The organism is Streptomyces sp. NBC_00239 (assembly GCF_036194065.1).
Taxonomy (GTDB): Bacteria; Actinomycetota; Actinomycetes; order Streptomycetales; family Streptomycetaceae; genus Streptomyces.
In genome coordinates, this window is sequence record NZ_CP108095.1 from 2,113,933 (window position 1) to 2,129,559 (window position 15,627).

Sequence of the window (15,627 nt, forward strand, 5' to 3'; positions counted from 1 at the left end):
CTCAGCCCCCGGGCCACATGGGCGCCGGGGGCGGAGGGTCAGACGCGAGTCAGAGGGCCGTACCTGTACACGGCGTCTCTCAGGGTCGTGCTGTGCTCATCGACGGCGCCAGAAGCGTCACGATCAAAGCAGCTATACATGCCGCGCACCGTGTCACCGACGCGCACAAAGGACCAGTAGTCGCCGTCCGCGTCGCGGTACCTGGCCGTCAGGTCGTAGGTCACGCCGTTGTACTCGTAGGTGTCGGCCTGCGGCTCGTCGACGGGCTCGACCTCCGCGCAGTACCACTCACCGTTTCGGGAGCCGTGGCCTGCGCTGCCGAATCGCACCAGATACCGAGGAGTCCCGGCCGCGCCTGTGGTGGATTCCACTGTGCCGACGAGCCCGACGAACTCACCCGTGCGCAAGCACGGATCGTCCTTCACCACACGCACCCGGTCGCCGACCTTGACGGTCTCCGTCGCGTGCTCGACGAGGGTGAGCAGCACACCGGCGCTGCTGAACACCTTGCCGTCTTCCGCCTTAACCGCGTACCACTCGCTGTGCCCCATGAAAGGTCCGGCTTCGACGGTGTACTCCGTGCTGTCATCCCTCACTCGGTCGCCATTGCTGAAGGCAGCCGGCGTCAGCTCCGACGCCTTCGCCACCAGCGTCCGCCCCTCGTCCGGCCCGTCCGACATCAGCACCACGTACGCCGTCGTGCGCAGACCCGTCGACTCGTAAGCCCCCTGATCCACCACACCTCGGGCTCCGGCGAATCGCACCTCGTCGCCAACCTTGAAAGCCACTACTTCTCCTCCGCCTCGCCGATGACGACTACGTGCTCCGCGCTGACGGTCTGCACCGCAAGCGTCTTACGTGCAATGAACCCGCTGTCCCGCCCCGTCGGCCGGACCCGCAGCATGGGGACGACGCGGCCGGTCGACTTGTTGCTGTGCAGCTCCAGGACGACGCCCTCGGAGTTCCTGACCACGTTCCCCTGCCGCGTGGGGTACGCGATGACGGCACCGACGTGGATCTCCGCGCCGGTGAAGTCTGTGAGTCGTGCTTTACCCATGCTGCGTGCTCTCCTCCGTGAGTGCTTTGTGCAACTGGTCCCGCAGGAAGCCGAAGGCGTGATGCGCTTGCTGCGGACAAACCCCGTTGCCGATACGGCCGATCTGCTCTTCCCGCGTCAGCCCGGGGACGTCAGTCACCCACCCGTCAGGAAGTCCCATCATCCACTCGGCGAACTTTGGGGCGAGTTTCAAGCCGCCCCGAGGACCGCGCATCAGCGGCACGGGCGCCTGGCGGCCCATGAAGATTTCCCACCGGTAGACACAGGCAGCGAAGGGTCCCCACCAGTCGGCCGGCGAGTGCGGGCCGTTGTCGGCAACCTCGTCCGGGTCGACGTTCAGGAGGAAGCACACCTCGTCCTCCAGCGTCGGACCGTGTCCACCTGCCTTGCGCTTGTCTGGGTGCTGCGCCGATCCGTTGCTTGCCAAGTTGGCCGTCGGCGTCTTGAAAAGCTTCTCCGCCCGGTCCCGGGGGAAGAGGCGGGCAAGCGCCGTCACAAGGTCGTCGCCTCCGGCGCCCTCCCGGTCTCGCTTGGCGAAGTCCGGCCCGCGGGTGGCATCAGCTACCGTCGGGGTCGGAAGGTGTGGCGTAAGCGAACCACCTGTCCCGATGGTGCGGAGCCCCGATGTCGGAAGCTCGTAGAGAGATCCACGAAGCGCTGTACCCGATCTCGTGAAGCGAACGGAGCACTGCGGCTTGTCCCCGATTTCGGAGTGCTCCCACGTTCTCCAGGAAGACGTGTCGGGGTCGAAGAACCCGTATCCCGTCCGCGATGTTGAACCAGATACCGGAGCGCTCACCCTTGATCCCCTCTCGGCGTCCTGCGTTGCTGATGTCCTGGCAGGGGAATCCCGCCGTGATGGTGTCGATTCCCTCGCCCATCAGGGCGCCCCAGTTCTGCGTGCGAACGTCTCCAATGTTCGGAGCGTCAGGGAATCGGTGTGCCATGACTCGACAGGCTGCTCCGTGTACCTCAGCTACTACGGTGACCTTGTCACCCGTCAGCGCCTCTACTGCCCGTCCCAGACCGCCATATCCGGCGCAGAGTTCGAGGATCGGCATCGCGTCACCCCGCGTTGTACGAGCTGAGAACGATCTCCGCCGGACCGTCTTCGACGACCCGCGTCACGGTGGCGTTCGACCCGTCCGCCTTAAATCCGCGCATCGGCTTACCGTCGTAAAGCCAGTGACCTGGCGACGTCAGGACGAGTTCCAGAGCGCCCGTCTCATTGCCCGCGCGCACGATCACGGCGTCGTACTCGTCGTAGTCGTGACCGTCCGTCCGGCCAACCTTGAAGATCGACATTTCCTCTCCTCAGTGTGCGTAGAATCGTGGATACGCCCGCCCCTCCCGACCGCAATTCGGGAGGGGCGGGCGTAGTTCGTGGCGACGATCAGGCAGCGTCGGCGAGAGCCGCAGCAGCCTCGTACGCGCCCAGGATCTTGATCACCGGCTTGTTGTAGCTGACGGTCTGGCCGGCGCGCGGTCCCTTCTGCGGGACGTAGCTGACGTTCTCGATCGTCAGCGTCGCGCGCACCTGCTGACCGGGGTACCGGTCCAGCTCCGCAAAGAGCGGCCCGAGCGCGTCGACCAGCTTCCAAGAGCCGCTGTTGAAGCGCCACTTGCCGAGATCCATGTGATCAGCGAGGCGGAATGTCAGCTCGATGGACGGAGCGGGACCGCGCTTCTGCGTCGCCCGGAGCTTCCTCTCCGCCACGACCGTGGGGCAGCCACACGCCATGCCCTTGTCCTCTTCCGGCGAGAGGTACTCAAATCCGTCACAGTGGTGGATCAGACCGGCGCCGGGCATGAAGTGCTTGAAGCTCGCGTCAAGCGTGTCCGGCTCGATGACGATGTGCACCGACGCAGAGTCGGTGAGCACCTGGAGGTTGTCCTCGTTGTCCGTCTCCCACGACTCCACCTCCCCGCCGAGCAGCTCCGCGATACGCGCCGCCACGATTGGATCCCCGGTCGTCACCCTCCACTCGGAGAGTGCCTCAGGAGACTCGGTCTTGCCCGTCTTCACGAGGCGGCCGGACCGGAAGCGGCCGACTGTGTCATCACTGAAGTTCGGCCGTTCCTTCGGAGCGGCGTCCGGGTCGGCGTCCCAGATCCTGCGCAGATTGTTCGTGCCCAAGGTGTAAGCCTCCGTGAGTATCCTGTGTGATTGCGGGCTTCGTTTCCCTCGCCCACACCCTTGTTATGGGGGAAGGATCACGGATTATCAGGGCTGGGGCGGAAGATCTTTTGACGTTCTCGTGCTCGGGCAGGCTCCGTGAGTCGACTCACGGAGCTGCGCCTTCAGCCGCTCAATCTCTGCGTCACGGAGCGCCAGGGCCTCCGCGCCAAAGATGAAGGCATCGGCTGCACGCCGGCGGGCGGAGAGCCAGGCACAGCGGTAGCGGTGGAGGTCGCGGAGGGCGTCCGCCCACATCCCGTTCGCCCACCGGACTTCGGCGTCGTTGCCTTGCCGAGCCCTCTTCGCTCGTCGACGAGCGGACGTCCAGGCGTCCCGGTACCGGGTACACTCCTGCGACCGCGCTCCTAGCTGAACAACCAGTTCACGCGTCAGCTCGCATTCGCGCCGGAACATCCGGCGCCAAAAGTCCACCTGGTAGTGCGCTGCGCGCCATGCACCTTGCATGCGCGCTACCGCGTCCTCTGCATCGACGAGCCTCTCCGCCAGGTCCCACGCGCTCTCCTGATAGCACGTCTCGATGCGCTCGTCACGCGTGCGCTCAGTGCCAGTCATGGTTCTCCGTCCCAGTGGCGTAGCGAATAGGCACGGCAGCCCACGTCTGCCATGCCACTGCCCGCGTCAGGGCGTCGTGGTACGGCCGCTCCAGGGTCGTCAGAGCGTCGGCCGACGTCGGACCGGACGCCAGTAGCAATCGGATCCGCAACGCCCGGATATACCGGCTCTTGGCCATGATGCGGAGGTCCCAGCGGTATCCGCCTTCGCATCGCTTGCAGCTCTCAGAGCGGCCATGCCAGGGCATCTCACGGAAGTCGACGGAAGGACGAACGGCCTTACAGCCGGCGCACTTCAGCCGGCCAGGGCCGGGACGGTAGCGGGTCTCGTACTCGGCACGGGCAGCGTCGAGCCATCTGGAGCGGTCGGGGTTGGCGACGGTCACCGCGCCTCCTGCCCCGCGGCACTGCGGCGGATGAACTCCCGGCGTGCGTCCTCAAAGGACGCGCCGACATACGACGCACGAAGCCAGTTCCCCGGCGCCATGACCACCCAACGGCCGTCAAAGCGCCGGTCACGCGCGATGAACCACTTGTCGATGTTTCGTCGGCTCATCGAGCACCACCTCCAGCCATGTCGAGCATCCCGGGGGTAAGTTGCTGCCGGATCTCCTCCGGTGTCTGCTGCCTTTCTCCGTACTTCACTTCGAACCCTTCGGGTCGTGGTCGCCGACGTACTGGCCTGTCTCGCGGTAGCGCCTACGCCGCTCGTCCTCGGCCTCCATTTGCGACACCGCATGTCGGCAAGCCGCGACGATGGCGGCAAGTCCAGATACCTCCTGCTCGCGTACGAAGGCGTGACCGAACTGACGGGAGCCGAAGCGCTTGCGTCGCTCGCGCACCTACACTTCAAGGCAGAAACCATTCGACGCCACGCGGTAGAACCAGCCCTCCGGCAGCTCCGGCGCGCCAGCAGCGACGAGTTCAGACATGCTCATTCGTCCACCTCCGAGAGAACGTCAAGCAGTTCGAGTGCGGGATCCGCGTCCTGGTCGTCGCCGTATACGTTGACGAGGCGAAGCGCGCGACGCAGGAGTGCCACCTCAGATCGGGTCACCTCAACGTCGAAAGTGGTGGGGCTCTTGATTCGTGCCATCAGTTGCTGTCCTCCGTGATCCGTACTGCCCGATAGGCGTCAGCCTCGTCAGGCTTGTTAGCCAGCAGCCATCGGTACGTGCGCAGGCTCACGTCACCCACCCGCCCCGCGCAAGGTTGTCGAGGAAGGCCACAGCGTCGTCGTCCATGCGGGCCGTCTCCATCCGTCGAGCAGCCTCGTGCAGAACGTCCGTGACGTACGCGTCGAGGAGCAGCCCGAACCACACGTCGTACTCAGGGCTGCCAACTCGCTCCGCTTGCCTCTCCAGCTCCTCCCGAGGGGAGCCGCTACGGTGCTCAGGACATGGGCAGGTGGACTCGTCGCCGTCGAGGATGAAGTGACCGGGGTATCCAGTGACACGGCCGCTCACTGCTGCCCCCTCCACTCGTCCTTGGCGCGCTCGACCATGGCCCGTGCATCGCGCTCGTTGCTCTTGTACGTCCCGCCGCGCTGCTTCAGGAGAAGGTGAGCTAGTCGGCGGATGAGGAGCTGCTCAGCGGTGATCACGTCGTCACCTCCGGGTCGATGAAGTCGGCTGCCCACTCCGCTCCGTCGGCAAAATCCGGGCACCTGTCAGGGTGACTGCCGCGGATGCGCGCGGCATTGCGCCGCGACGTCTCGCGCTGCACCTCAAGTAGTGCGGCGCTCAGTTCCCTCAGGTCGTCAGGTCCAGCCTTCGCTACCAGACGCGCCCACGCGCTCATGCGGCGTCGCTCCAGAGCATCGAGTCCAGCTCCCCGAAGAGCCGGCTCACGTCAGCCCGGTTCATGCTGACAGTGGAGATCGTCTCGCCCTTCGCGTTCTTCGTCTCCAGGTCGTAGCCGATGCCGTGCCGGCGGACGGTGACGGTCGAACCGTCGGCCGTGTGAATGGTGGTGGGCGTCGTCAGGAGTCGCGCCTCGATGGGGCCGGAACCGACGAGCTTGGGAAGCTTCATGGGGCTCTCCTCTGCTGAGTGGGTACACGCCGAAAGCCCCCGGCGCCGAAGCAACCGGGGGCTGAGGTATTGCGTGTGTGACTGGCGGTTCTAGATCGGATTGTCTGGCAGATCCAGACGCATCCACGTCACGGGGTCGCCGATCCGATCAACCTCGTTCAACTCCAGTCGGGCGGGGGCGGTGCCGTTGCCGTTGTCGAGGTGAAAGCCGTCATCCGCAGCAGCCTGAATCGCTGCCTCGATGGCGCGAGCATGCTCTTCGAGGGTCATCGGCGACTCCGTCCGCAGGAGTTCATCCAGTCGAAGAACAGTCCGCCGAGGACGCCCCCGACCGTGTACCAGAAGATGAACCACATGACGTAGAAGACGAGTTCCATAGCGCTCCTTCAGTGCTGCGGAGTTGGGCAGGCGGACCGGTGGCAGTTGTGCATCCAGCACCAGTCGGGGGAGCGCTGGTCACTCACGCGGCCTCCCACTTGCCGGCGTCCTGATGGTCCAAGGTCACCTTGAAAACGGACTTCGTCTGCGTGTGGTAGACGCAGACGCCTTCGGGGGTCATGAAACCGGGAGCGGCGCGGGATCCGTGAAGCTCCAGGCTCATCAGCGCGTGACGGATGCGCGCCTCAGAGAACTCTCCCTGAAACAGCACAGGCACAGCGCCGATCAAGCCGTCGATCCCAAGCAAGGTGTCTCCCGCCCGCGTCGACATGGAGTCGAGCCCGTCGGGGCCAGTCTTGAACCAGCGGTCGGTGTTAAAGAGGCTGAAACGCCTCGTCTCCCTCCCGTACCCCCGCTGGATCCCCTTCCCCCACCACTCCCCGAAGTGGAGACCGGGGCCAAGGATGTAGGCCAGGTCCGCAGCGTGGTCGTGGACCCACCCGGCAAAGCCGAAGTTGTCGTCCGACGGCGTGATCAGCCGGTTCCGAGACTGAGCGGCCACCCGGCCGGCTTCGTCGACGTGGATGGCGGCGTTGGTGCCGTCGAGCTTTTCCGTGATGACGACAGTGCGGAACAAGCGAGCCGTCGTGGGCCAGGGCGTGAACGTGAAGCCGTCGAGCAGCTCACGCCGGTCACGTCGCTCCGCCAGTTCGTGGAGACTCACGCCGCCACCGCCTTCGTCTTCATCCGCCGCTGGACCCTGCGAATGATCAGCTCCATGGCGTCGCGGTCCGACGCCGACGCGTCGGAGGCATCGCGGACCCACGCACGGGCTACACGGGCGAACTCCGCGACATCGCGGACTCGCTCCAGGCTGTCAACGCTCTCCAGGTCCTCGAACGGCGACGGACACGAACAGCCGCTGTCCGTGGACCAAAACACGGCGCCATCGTCGGGACGGCTCCACGCCACGAACTTGTTGAACTCGTACGAGCCTCCCGTGTCCACCTCCCCAAGCTCCTTCAGTCCGAACTTCTCCGGGCTGTAGTAGATGTTCTCCACGGTCTCTCCTCCACGGGCATGCGTCGAAGAGGGGCGCCCGGGTGGACGCCCCCCGTTGCGTAAACGACTTGCGTTACTTCTGACGTCGGAAACGGCCCGCCATGAAGCCGACCAGGTCGACGAGGAGCACCGTCAGCAGCGCCGTGCCGTAGCCCACGGCGGCCCAAGGTGCGCCGGCAATGTGCAGCGACCCAAGGGCGAGCATGAGGATCCACGCCTCCAGCGGCGACAGGACGGTGAAGATAATGAGCCACCCCACCGCCCCCATCGCCGCACGGTGCGATTCGGCGCTTGGCGTCTTGCTCCGAGCGGCGCGCAGGTCGGATGCGGTCTTGAACGGCTCAGTCATTCGCTCTCCCCGAGTAGAAATCGCGCGAAGCCCTCGATGGCCGCGACCTTGTCGCCGAACTTGACGCCATCCTGGTAGCCGCGGGAGTTGGTGCTCATGGACTCGACGTGGTCCCGCGCGGCCTTGAGGGCGTCAGCGCGGGACATGGCGGCAGGCAACGCGTCTGCGCGAAGTAGTCCGTGATGAGCTTCAGTAGAGTTCACGAGCATCTTCAGCAGCTCGTACAGCTCAGCGTGGATATCCGCGTCGCTCTCATACACGACGTGCCGCTCAAGATCCTGGAGCGCGCCGCGTAGAAGACTGATACCGGTCATGCCGCCCGCCTCTGCGTACCCGTCACCAGCTCGCCACCGGACGCCACCGGACGCTTGCCGACGACACCCTTCTTGACCTCCGACTCCCAATCGAAAGTCCGCCGCAGGGCCTTGAAGTGCTCGAAGACCTCCGAGCCGCACTCCACCTTCACCAGCGCCCAGCCCTCCGCGCGAACGTGGAGGACTGCACCGCCGGTCCACGTCGGCATCGGCACGGACTCGCCGGTCTCGGCGAGGATGATGCGATCGGCGTGGCGGTAGGCGGAGAGCTGGAGGGCGACACTCTCGTAAACGGCCTTACTCGTCTTCCAGTCCAGGCCGACCACTTCGCCGTCAATCTCGGCGACGGCGTCGAAGCTGCCGGCGTACCCGTGCTCGTCACTCCACACCGTCTCTTCGAGGTAGAGGAAGCGGGGCTGCATCTGCTCCAGGAACTCGGCGAACCATCGGACGAAAGGCTTCAAGTCCACGTGGACGTGACGCATGTTCAGCGTCTCCCCGCGTGCCATCCGCTCGAAGACGTCGTGCGCGTCGCTGCCGAGGTCGCTCGCCGCCTTCGACTTCCTTCGGTGCGCATTCTTCAGGTAGTCAATCGCGCCGGCCGGGTCCCGCTCGCACAGCTTGCTGACGATGTCCCAGTTCTCGACAGCCGCCTTCGCCGATTCCAGGGCCGCCCAGAAAGTCAGGTAATCCTTAGGGAGTTGGCCGACGATCGAGGTCACGCCCGGGACCTTTATGCGTCCGTCGTCCGGGTCTACGTAGAAGCGGGATCCCCCGCGCTTGATCGTACTTACCCCTGCCATGCGTCCTCCGGTGTCTGCTTCTCTCTGACACCCTTGTTATGGGGGAACGATCATGAACTATCAGGGTCGTGACCAAGATTCTTTCGGCCTTCCCCTCCGAGCGTCGAACCGACGCCAAAGTGCCGCACCAGACCCCCTTTTTCCTTTTCTCTAAGACGCGTCAAGAGAAAAAGTAAAAGGGGGTCTAGTACGGCACTTCTGACGCCAGGGGAGGCGGAGGGCGTGCGACGAGGAGCCGACGCTAGTCCTCTGACCTGTGCTTTTTCGTCTCGCGCCGCAGACTGGCCGCGAGTGTCTGAATCACACCTAGCTCGTCATGCAGCCGTGCGCGCTGCCCGTCGGTCATGGAAGCGATGACCTCGGCGGACAGTTGCTGAAGCAGCTTGGCTGCGCCGGTGGTGAGGCGGATGTGATCGGCGACGGCACGTGCGGGCACCTCCGGTGCCGGTGTGGCCAGCGCTTCCTTCGCGGCTTTGCCTGCCTTGACGGCTGGAGCCTTCTTGCTGGCCGGCACGGAGGCCGTCACCGTGGTCGGCGCTGCGTCAGCCTCGATCCGAGCTGCAAGTGCCAGCGCACTTTGCGTCCGCGCGTACTCCCTATGGGAATCCATCGGGCTCAGCGCCTTCAGACCGTAGTCGCTCAGCTCCTCAGCCGATACATACTCACGGATGATCTTTCCCACGTGATACCTGACGGCCGCCTGAATACTGTCCGCAGAGTCACGCGGAATCCCCGCTTCGGCGTAGACCCTTCCCGCTTCGACGCGGTACTCGTTTGTCCGGCCCGTCCAGTCTGGCCGACCATCCTCTGTGAGGCAGCGCTCGCGGATGCAGACCAGGACGGCAGCGATGTTTCTGAGAAGTGTCGTCTCATCCGACTTGATCCGGTCGTACGCCCTGGCGTACGCGGCGCCACGCGCGATGAGGCTTTCCGTCGAGTCGTTCCGCAGGTCATCCGGCGACAGACCGGGGGACGGAGCGGCCGACGTGACAGGCCGGCCCTTCCTCCGCTTGGCGGGGGCTGACGATCCGGGCATGCGTAAGCTCCTCATGAAGGTGTGCGACCACTGTAGCGCCAGGTTAGGGCGCCCTGTCTAGGGCGCCCATGGTCTGGACTAAGTAAACGTCTTCCCGCAGATGCCGCAAACAATCTCTCCAGCGTCAGCCGTCGACTGCGCGGCCCAGATTCGTCGGGGAGGATTGCAACCGCATTGGAAGCTGGGTCGCTGCGCCCGCTTTGGCCCTTGTCGCGCCGGCTGAAGGTCGGTGAGGACAGCCGGAATGACTTGGTCCAGCTCCAACAGCGTTCCTGGATGCCTGTCGCGTGTAGCGGCGGAGAGACGGGGGTCCGCGAATCCCCTTGCGCCGGCCCCTTCTCCCTCGGGCCAGACAAGGCCCGCTCGGACCGCAGAGTCAAGGAAAGACCTGTTGTGGTAGGCGCCCTGGCGTGCCGTGTCCCGCACGTCATCGAGCCAGCACATCACGTGCGCGGCCTCGTGGCGCAGCATCGTGACAACGCTGTCGGATCCCTCGGCAAGAGTTTCGCGACTGATGACGAGCCCTTGCAGGCGGCCGTCGAGGATGCTCCATCGCTCCGGCCCGTGATCAGCGGGGGGCGCTGTGGGTGTGACTGTGATGTGCGCTGCTGGTAGTCGTGGAAGATCGCTGCGGATGGTGTCCCAGATTGCCGTCAGGATGTCTACCAGAGCGCCGGGTGAGGTCGGCATGATCACGAGGGTACGCCCGCAATTTGTGTAAGGCGTCCTCCGTGAGTCGACTTACGGAGCGACGTAGGGACTAGCTCCGGTCGCTGACTCGCCTGCCAGCACCGCAAGTCCGTCACTGTGGCGCAGATCACAAAAGCTTAGTGATCGCAATGTCATGCGTCTGACGTATGGACGCTCATGCCAGTAAACGCAAAAAGCCCCCGTCCTCCCATGAGCGGGAAAACGGGGGCTCGCGTCCTACTGACCTGCTGTCTTGTTCTTCCGCCTCACCTCTCCGACGAGGATCGGCAGTGCAATGACCCCCACCGTGGCGACCGTCTCGGCGAATCCGCTGACGTCGACGCCGAGCCAGAGACCAGCGGCGAGGATGAGTGACGTGAGTGACGCACGCAGCCGGGTCGGCTCCTGTGCGGCGTAGATCTGGAGTCGGACATACGCGCGGAGTGCAGCGCCATGCGCCGCAGCCTTGAGTCGAGTGAGGATGCTTCTCATGCGGCGGTCCTTCAGGAGTGGGCCCGCGCGTAGTGACGGCGGGACTCGTCGGTGTGGATCTGGTGGTAGACGGTGCGGACGCGTTCCTTCAGGTCGTCGAGCGATCCGTCGTTCTCGATCACGAAGTCCGCGTCCACCGGCCCGAGCGCCCCTTCCGACTCGTGAGTCAGGTGGGGGATGCCGGGGCGGTCGACATAGATGAGGTGGAAGCCGGCGCGCTTGAGGGAGTCCGCCTCGTTTGGGTACCGGACGTCAGTGACGACGGCGGGGCGGCCGGTCTGACGGTTGACCTCTTCGGCGCGAGCCAGCCCGGCGCGGAGCCAGAACTCCGGATCGATGGCGCGCATGGCGGCGCCCAGCTCCTGAAGGATGCGGCGGACCTCGGGGAACATGTCCTTCGCGTCTTCCCAAGTGAGCGCGTTCGGCGTAGCCAAGATCTCCGAGAGCCGCTCCACGCCGGAGGGGTGATCGGTGTGGATCAGCGGATCCAGCTTCAGCGCTGCCGCCTTCAGCGGGTCCGCGAACGCAACGCGCTCGTAGCCGCCGTGATCCAGCAGGATTCGGCCGACGGTGTCCTTGCCGCTACGCGCGCGGCCGATGAGTCCGATGTTCATGAGCGTCCCTCTCCCTGCCGATGTGTGCGACAGGGGAGTTATGGGGGAACGATCAAGGACTATCAGGGGGCGGACGGTAAAATCTCAGAGCGGCAGGATCGGCGCCAGAGCCCGCACCATCCAGCGGGCCAGGTGTTCGTGTCCTGCGTCCGTCGGGTGCACGCCGTCGCCACCGATGACAGTCGCGACGTTGGCGGCCGTGACGTAGGGGCTCTGCGTGCTGACTACGGCCCCCGCCCCATTCCTCGTCTCGCCCGTGACGAGCGAGATGTACGGAAGGCCAGCCGTTGCAGCCTCCGTGCGTAGCGTCGTGTCCGTGTTCGTGATGCTGGTCGCCGGCGAAGCCGTCGGGGAGAGTGGACCGACGATGACGATCTGCGTCGACGGAAGACCTGTCTTCGCCGCGGAGTAGAGGGCCGCAGCAGCTGCCTGAATGGCGGACTGAGACCCCGAGGCATCGTTGTACCCGCCCTTGATGATCAGCAGGTCCGGAGGATAGGCCACGACATCGGCCGCGAGACGGTTTCCAAAGGTCGCGCTCGTGCCCGCGCTGATATAGCCCGTCGACCCTCGTCCCTGCTCCCACGCGTCGGTGATGCCGAGCATTCGTGCCGCGCGGTAGAGCCAAGTGCCAATGCCCATACCCGAGTTGTACGTCGAGCCATCGGTGATCGAGTCGCCCAGAACCATCATCCGCCCGCGGGCAGTGATGGGGCGCCAGGTGGTTGCGGTCGACGGGATGTAGAGGCCGCCGAAGGGGACGTTGTACAGGTCAAAGCGGATCCGCCGGAACACCGACGAGCCGAACGCCACCTTCAGCATGTGGCCGCTGCCCACGGTCGTTCCGCCCACGAGCTGAGGAGTGTTCGTCAGCGGGCGCCCGTCGATGCTGAGTGTGTAGGCGCTAGTGGTTGCGCTCATGTACTTGAACCGTAGCTCGATCTCCGCCGCGTTGGTGGTGATCTCGACCGCGTAGGAGTTCTGCGGTGTGGTGTAGGCGTGGGGGTACCGCGACGTCGGCAAGGCGTAGTTGGTATCCGGGGAGCTAGCACCGATCGCAAAATCCGTGGCGCCCAGGAAGAGGAAATCTCCGCGGACGTCAGAGCCCGCGAGCGTCACCAGCGGCGGCGCGTGCTTGATCGGGCTTGCGACACTGGGCGTGGTCGTCATCGCTGTCGTGATCGTCGGCGCCGCCCCGGAGTACAGCGAGTCCGTCAGCGACTGCTCGGGGATGGATCCTCGTCGCACTGCCTGACGCTGACGGGCCGTAATGGCCGCCTCAGCGGTAGTCACACGCGACGTCAGAGCCGTCACGTCCGTTGCTACGGCCGCACCGATGTCCGCGGGAAGCAGCTCGTCCGTCCCTCCAGCAGCGTGGCTGCTCTTGTGCAGTGCCGGCGTGCGGTCGTCGCTGAGACGCGGATCCGTGTCGGTGATGTAGTCCGCCTCCAGGAGCGCGATGACGTTGTCCACCGCGGAATCCGTGTAGGCGGAGGCGGACGAGATGGCCGCGCTCTGTGCCGCGGAAGCAGCCGTGGCCGCCGTTCCTGCTGCGTCCGCCCCGACGTCCGAAGCCACCAGGACGACCGTCCCAGTGTGCCCGTTCACGGACGCCACGGCGCCGCCACCACCACCGGCGAGCGGGGTCCCGCTCCCCCACGCGCCGGAGGCCTTCGGCCCATAAATCGTCCACGTGGCGGTGTTGATGTAGAAGTCACCGTTGGCGCCAACGCCCGCACCTGGCGCCGACGTGCCGTTCAGCAGCGTCCGTCCCGCCGGACCTGCGATGACGACGTATTCACCATCGTCGGGGTTGGCCGGCGCGATGTCCGCTAGGTCGACGAGGGGCGTCGCCTGCGGAAGCAGGATGCCGTACGTGCGGGGAGAGAAGCCGAGCATCTCCTCCGTCACCGTGTACACCCAACCCGTGGGCTGCATTGCGGCGTTGTCGGTTGCGACGAGCGTGACGGAGAAGGATCCGGAGGAGTTCAGCGTCACCAGCGCCGACCCTGCCGTGAAGCTGTCGGCGCCGGACAGAGTGATCAGAGTTGGCGCCGAGATGCGCACGGTCCCCTGGAGAGGCGTTCCGTCGGGGTGGATGTAGCGGCCGGTCAGGGTGACGGTCGCGATACCTGGGGGCATGGGCATTTAGGCGTCTCCTCCAGTGGTGGGGCGCGGAATGATGAGGTGTTCGGCGTCATGACCGGCTTGCCACTCGCGCACCCTGGCGACGGATTCACGGACCTCGTCGAGGTCGTCGCGCACGTCGTCAATGCGGGCATCCATGCGCGCGGTGAGGGACTCCACGGCGCCGGCTACCGCGACGGTCACGGCCGCGCGGGTGGCGTTTCCGTCCTGCCGTACGGCGCCACGTGCGCCGCGCATGACTGGGATTGACGCTGCTGCGACGACGCCGAGGGCCGTAATAAGTGCGACGATGATTTCCACGTACGCATCACGCCTTCACGGTGAAGCCACGCTTGGCGCCCAGCTTTTCGAGCGACGCCCTCCCGGGGATGCCGTCAGCTGCTCCGCCAGGAGCCGTGCTCGCGCCCGGGTAGAGCTTGAGCTGCCACCGCGTGTACGCCTCACGCGTCAGGGTGCCGAACGAGCCGTCAGCCGCATATCGCGCGCCAAGCAGCCCTTCCGCCTTCAGCGCCGCTTCGACGATGCGGACGTCCGTCGGGTGCGTCGTTCCGCCCTGAGGAAGGCCCGGGTCGCGGTGGGCAGCGGCGATCAGGTTGGAGAGGTCGACGACAGGCGTGGTCGGTGGCTTCGTGGGCGGCTTCGTCTCGACGGGGGCCGCGCGGAAGATCGCGCCCTGATCGATGTTCCCCGGATCCCAGTGATCATTGCCCGGAATGTTGCAGTGCCCGTAGTGGCCACCCTGCGCCATCCACGTCTTCGCGCTCCGCGAAGCGGTGTCGTCGTTGTACGCCTTCGCCAGGGCGCCCGCCGGCCAGACGTCGGGGATACCCCACGAACGGAGCGCACGAATGAGGGCCTTGAAGTTCTTGCCGGGCTTGAAGTACGCCGTGAAGGGCTTCGCAGCACGGGCGAGTACTTCGATCTGAACACACACCTTGCCGGTTCGGTTGGTCCGCAGGCCCGGCGCGTTCTTCAGAGCACGTGCGCTCTCGTTCAGCGGACCGTACTGCCCGAGCCTGTCGGTCAGCGGGTCGTACAGAATGTGCGGCTCCGAGCTGACGGCGATCAGGTATGCACCCACGTTCGTGAACGCGTCGTCCCCCGCACCACTCTCTGTCGTGTGCCACACCGCGCGCGGAGGAGCGTCGGGGGTGTCCATCTCTCCGCCGACCTTGCCGTCTCCGAGGCGCTCTGCTTCCTTGATCCAAATCTCACCCATGAGGGCATCTCCTGTCTAAGGGCATGAAAAAAGCCCCGTCGATGCGGGGCGTCGTCGTGGTGCGCAGGTACTACGTGAGGCTGTAGCGGATCCCGTCGAGAGCAGCCCACTTGGCGCCGGTGGCGGTCGACGGCGGGACGATCAGCGTCAGGGCTCCGGTCACCGGACTCACCTCCAAGCGGGCGTGCATAGTGGCGGCGTGCTCAGTTGCGACCGAAAACATTCGGTAGTGAGTTGGCCATACAGCCTCAGGGAGGATGGCGACGACCAGCCCGCTGTTCTTGGCGAAGGGATCGTCGTTCGTCCGCTTCACCGTCCCCCGCAGTTCGACGGATCCGTTGGTGACGCGGTAGGCCGGCGAGCCCGAGTTGGCTTCATACCCCGGGCGGAACGAAATTGGGATCCACGGCGTCGGCGTAATCGCCTGCCATGTCCCGTCGTTCATCCTGGCGTCGTAGCGGTCCTCTGCCTTCAGGTAGGTAATCATCCCCGCAACGGGCGCCGCTCCACCGATAAGTGATGCGGCACGTGACGAGGCGTTAGCGAAACGGAGGACAGCCCGGGAAAGCAGCCCGGAAACAACCTTCTTGAACGCTGTTTCGATGTTGGGAACGTCCCCGAGCACCGGGGATTCAATGTGCTGTCCGTACTCGTCGGTCTGCGGCACTTGCGTTTACCTCT

Annotated in this window: 26 protein-coding genes; all 26 read right to left on the minus strand. The window is 65.5% G+C overall.

All coding sequences use genetic code 11. The annotated features are described in order from the left end of the window. Positions 1–38: 38 nt before the first annotated feature. The 26 genes from OG764_RS09265 to OG764_RS09390 all read right to left on the minus strand — a co-directional run bounded on the left by OG764_RS09265 (position 39) and on the right by OG764_RS09390 (position 15,613). Positions 39–788, minus strand: a complete 750-nt coding sequence (locus OG764_RS09265; protein WP_328967929.1) for a phiSA1p31-related protein — start codon at positions 786–788, stop codon at positions 39–41. After that, positions 788–1,057 carry a hypothetical protein gene (locus OG764_RS09270; protein WP_328967930.1) on the minus strand — a complete coding sequence of 90 codons (270 nt, stop codon included), beginning with the start codon at positions 1,055–1,057 and terminating at the stop codon, positions 788–790. Before OG764_RS09270 ends, OG764_RS09265 begins: the two co-directional genes overlap by 1 nt. Further along, positions 1,050–1,553: a DNA (cytosine-5-)-methyltransferase gene (locus tag OG764_RS09275; RefSeq protein ID WP_328967931.1), complete on the minus strand. Its 504-nt coding sequence runs from the start codon at positions 1,551–1,553 to the stop codon at positions 1,050–1,052. The genes OG764_RS09270 and OG764_RS09275 overlap by 8 nt, the downstream gene beginning before the upstream one ends. Before the next feature lie 61 nt (positions 1,554–1,614). Beyond that, positions 1,615–2,118 (minus strand): DNA cytosine methyltransferase, encoded by a 504-nt coding sequence (locus OG764_RS09280; RefSeq protein WP_328967932.1) that lies wholly within the window; start codon positions 2,116–2,118, stop codon positions 1,615–1,617. A 4-nt stretch (positions 2,119–2,122) separates the two neighbouring features. Next, positions 2,123–2,362, minus strand: coding sequence for a hypothetical protein (locus tag OG764_RS09285; RefSeq protein WP_328967933.1), 240 nt, complete (start codon positions 2,360–2,362; stop codon positions 2,123–2,125). An 88-nt stretch (positions 2,363–2,450) separates the two neighbouring features. Then, positions 2,451–3,194: a recombination directionality factor gene (locus OG764_RS09290; protein ID WP_328967934.1), complete on the minus strand. Its 744-nt coding sequence runs from the start codon at positions 3,192–3,194 to the stop codon at positions 2,451–2,453. Between the two features lie 996 nt (positions 3,195–4,190). Next, positions 4,191–4,364, minus strand: coding sequence for a hypothetical protein (locus OG764_RS09295; protein WP_328967935.1), 174 nt, complete (start codon positions 4,362–4,364; stop codon positions 4,191–4,193). Positions 4,365–4,449: 85 nt separating this feature from the next. Then, positions 4,450–4,650, minus strand: a complete 201-nt coding sequence (locus tag OG764_RS09300) for a hypothetical protein (protein ID WP_328967936.1) — start codon at positions 4,648–4,650, stop codon at positions 4,450–4,452. 92 nt (positions 4,651–4,742) lie between these two features. Further along, entirely contained in the window at positions 4,743–4,904 is a 162-nt protein-coding gene (locus OG764_RS09305) for a hypothetical protein (RefSeq protein WP_328967937.1), read from the minus strand. Positions 4,905–4,992: 88 nt separating this feature from the next. Further along, positions 4,993–5,274 carry a hypothetical protein gene (locus OG764_RS09310; protein WP_328967938.1) on the minus strand — a complete coding sequence of 94 codons (282 nt, stop codon included), beginning with the start codon at positions 5,272–5,274 and terminating at the stop codon, positions 4,993–4,995. Then, positions 5,271–5,411 (minus strand): hypothetical protein, encoded by a 141-nt coding sequence (locus OG764_RS09315; RefSeq protein ID WP_328967939.1) that lies wholly within the window; start codon positions 5,409–5,411, stop codon positions 5,271–5,273. Before OG764_RS09315 ends, OG764_RS09310 begins: the two co-directional genes overlap by 4 nt. Beyond that, complete coding sequence (locus OG764_RS09320) at positions 5,408–5,608, minus strand: hypothetical protein (RefSeq protein WP_328967940.1); 201 nt, start codon at positions 5,606–5,608, stop codon at positions 5,408–5,410. Before OG764_RS09320 ends, OG764_RS09315 begins: the two co-directional genes overlap by 4 nt. Continuing rightward, the gene (locus OG764_RS09325; protein ID WP_328967941.1) at positions 5,605–5,841 is read right to left on the minus strand and encodes a hypothetical protein; all 237 of its coding nucleotides are present in this window, start codon (positions 5,839–5,841) and stop codon (positions 5,605–5,607) included. The genes OG764_RS09320 and OG764_RS09325 overlap by 4 nt, the downstream gene beginning before the upstream one ends. Before the next feature lie 90 nt (positions 5,842–5,931). Continuing rightward, complete coding sequence (locus OG764_RS09330) at positions 5,932–6,111, minus strand: hypothetical protein (RefSeq protein ID WP_328967942.1); 180 nt, start codon at positions 6,109–6,111, stop codon at positions 5,932–5,934. Between the two features lie 190 nt (positions 6,112–6,301). Next, positions 6,302–6,943, minus strand: a complete 642-nt coding sequence (locus OG764_RS09335; protein WP_328967943.1) for an RNA ligase family protein — start codon at positions 6,941–6,943, stop codon at positions 6,302–6,304. After that, entirely contained in the window at positions 6,940–7,281 is a 342-nt protein-coding gene (locus OG764_RS09340; RefSeq protein WP_328967944.1) for a DUF7574 domain-containing protein, read from the minus strand. The genes OG764_RS09335 and OG764_RS09340 overlap by 4 nt, the downstream gene beginning before the upstream one ends. Positions 7,282–7,354: 73 nt before the next feature. Further along, positions 7,355–7,630 carry a hypothetical protein gene (locus OG764_RS09345; RefSeq protein WP_328967945.1) on the minus strand — a complete coding sequence of 92 codons (276 nt, stop codon included), beginning with the start codon at positions 7,628–7,630 and terminating at the stop codon, positions 7,355–7,357. Then, positions 7,627–7,776 carry a hypothetical protein gene (locus OG764_RS09350; protein WP_328967946.1) on the minus strand — a complete coding sequence of 50 codons (150 nt, stop codon included), beginning with the start codon at positions 7,774–7,776 and terminating at the stop codon, positions 7,627–7,629. Before OG764_RS09350 ends, OG764_RS09345 begins: the two co-directional genes overlap by 4 nt. Before the next feature lie 164 nt (positions 7,777–7,940). Next, positions 7,941–8,666: a hypothetical protein gene (locus tag OG764_RS09355; RefSeq protein ID WP_328967947.1), complete on the minus strand. Its 726-nt coding sequence runs from the start codon at positions 8,664–8,666 to the stop codon at positions 7,941–7,943. Between the two features lie 322 nt (positions 8,667–8,988). Next, positions 8,989–9,783: a hypothetical protein gene (locus OG764_RS09360; RefSeq protein ID WP_328967948.1), complete on the minus strand. Its 795-nt coding sequence runs from the start codon at positions 9,781–9,783 to the stop codon at positions 8,989–8,991. Positions 9,784–10,710: 927 nt separating this feature from the next. Next, positions 10,711–10,965: a hypothetical protein gene (locus OG764_RS09365; RefSeq protein WP_328967949.1), complete on the minus strand. Its 255-nt coding sequence runs from the start codon at positions 10,963–10,965 to the stop codon at positions 10,711–10,713. Between the two features lie 11 nt (positions 10,966–10,976). Then, positions 10,977–11,579, minus strand: a complete 603-nt coding sequence (locus tag OG764_RS09370) for a deoxynucleotide monophosphate kinase family protein (RefSeq protein WP_328967950.1) — start codon at positions 11,577–11,579, stop codon at positions 10,977–10,979. A gap of 84 nt (positions 11,580–11,663) precedes the next feature. After that, positions 11,664–13,727: an SGNH/GDSL hydrolase family protein gene (locus tag OG764_RS09375; protein WP_328967951.1), complete on the minus strand. Its 2,064-nt coding sequence runs from the start codon at positions 13,725–13,727 to the stop codon at positions 11,664–11,666. Continuing rightward, on the minus strand, positions 13,728–13,964 hold the full coding sequence (locus OG764_RS09380) for a hypothetical protein (protein WP_328967952.1): 237 nt from the start codon (positions 13,962–13,964) through the stop codon (positions 13,728–13,730). It lies immediately after the preceding gene. A 70-nt stretch (positions 13,965–14,034) separates the two neighbouring features. Then, on the minus strand, positions 14,035–14,946 hold the full coding sequence (locus OG764_RS09385; RefSeq protein ID WP_328967953.1) for a peptidoglycan-binding domain-containing protein: 912 nt from the start codon (positions 14,944–14,946) through the stop codon (positions 14,035–14,037). A gap of 70 nt (positions 14,947–15,016) precedes the next feature. Beyond that, the gene (locus tag OG764_RS09390) at positions 15,017–15,613 is read right to left on the minus strand and encodes a hypothetical protein (protein WP_328967954.1); all 597 of its coding nucleotides are present in this window, start codon (positions 15,611–15,613) and stop codon (positions 15,017–15,019) included. Positions 15,614–15,627: the final 14 nt, after the last annotated feature.

What these genes read in the sequence shown, in the direction of transcription:
- OG764_RS09370 (WP_328967950.1), bottom strand. Translation starts at nt 11,579, where the DNA reads ATGAACATCGGACTCATCGGCCGCGCGCGTAGCGGCAAGGACACCGTC.
- OG764_RS09330 (WP_328967942.1), bottom strand. Translation starts at nt 6,111, where the DNA reads ATGACCCTCGAAGAGCATGCTCGCGCCATCGAGGCAGCGATTCAGGCT.
- OG764_RS09325 (WP_328967941.1), bottom strand. Translation starts at nt 5,841, where the DNA reads ATGAAGCTTCCCAAGCTCGTCGGTTCCGGCCCCATCGAGGCGCGACTC.
- OG764_RS09380 (WP_328967952.1), bottom strand. Translation starts at nt 13,964, where the DNA reads ATGCGCGGCGCACGTGGCGCCGTACGGCAGGACGGAAACGCCACCCGC.
- OG764_RS09280 (WP_328967932.1), bottom strand. Translation starts at nt 2,118, where the DNA reads ATGCCGATCCTCGAACTCTGCGCCGGATATGGCGGTCTGGGACGGGCA.
- OG764_RS09295 (WP_328967935.1), bottom strand. Translation starts at nt 4,364, where the DNA reads ATGAGCCGACGAAACATCGACAAGTGGTTCATCGCGCGTGACCGGCGC.
- OG764_RS09375 (WP_328967951.1), bottom strand. Translation starts at nt 13,727, where the DNA reads ATGCCCATGCCCCCAGGTATCGCGACCGTCACCCTGACCGGCCGCTAC.
- OG764_RS09320 (WP_328967940.1), bottom strand. Translation starts at nt 5,608, where the DNA reads ATGAGCGCGTGGGCGCGTCTGGTAGCGAAGGCTGGACCTGACGACCTG.
- OG764_RS09365 (WP_328967949.1), bottom strand. Translation starts at nt 10,965, where the DNA reads ATGAGAAGCATCCTCACTCGACTCAAGGCTGCGGCGCATGGCGCTGCA.
- OG764_RS09345 (WP_328967945.1), bottom strand. Translation starts at nt 7,630, where the DNA reads ATGACTGAGCCGTTCAAGACCGCATCCGACCTGCGCGCCGCTCGGAGC.
- OG764_RS09305 (WP_328967937.1), bottom strand. Translation starts at nt 4,904, where the DNA reads ATGGCACGAATCAAGAGCCCCACCACTTTCGACGTTGAGGTGACCCGA.
- OG764_RS09385 (WP_328967953.1), bottom strand. Translation starts at nt 14,946, where the DNA reads ATGGGTGAGATTTGGATCAAGGAAGCAGAGCGCCTCGGAGACGGCAAG.
- OG764_RS09360 (WP_328967948.1), bottom strand. Translation starts at nt 9,783, where the DNA reads ATGCCCGGATCGTCAGCCCCCGCCAAGCGGAGGAAGGGCCGGCCTGTC.
- OG764_RS09350 (WP_328967946.1), bottom strand. Translation starts at nt 7,776, where the DNA reads ATGTCCCGCGCTGACGCCCTCAAGGCCGCGCGGGACCACGTCGAGTCC.
- OG764_RS09270 (WP_328967930.1), bottom strand. Translation starts at nt 1,057, where the DNA reads ATGGGTAAAGCACGACTCACAGACTTCACCGGCGCGGAGATCCACGTC.
- OG764_RS09285 (WP_328967933.1), bottom strand. Translation starts at nt 2,362, where the DNA reads ATGTCGATCTTCAAGGTTGGCCGGACGGACGGTCACGACTACGACGAG.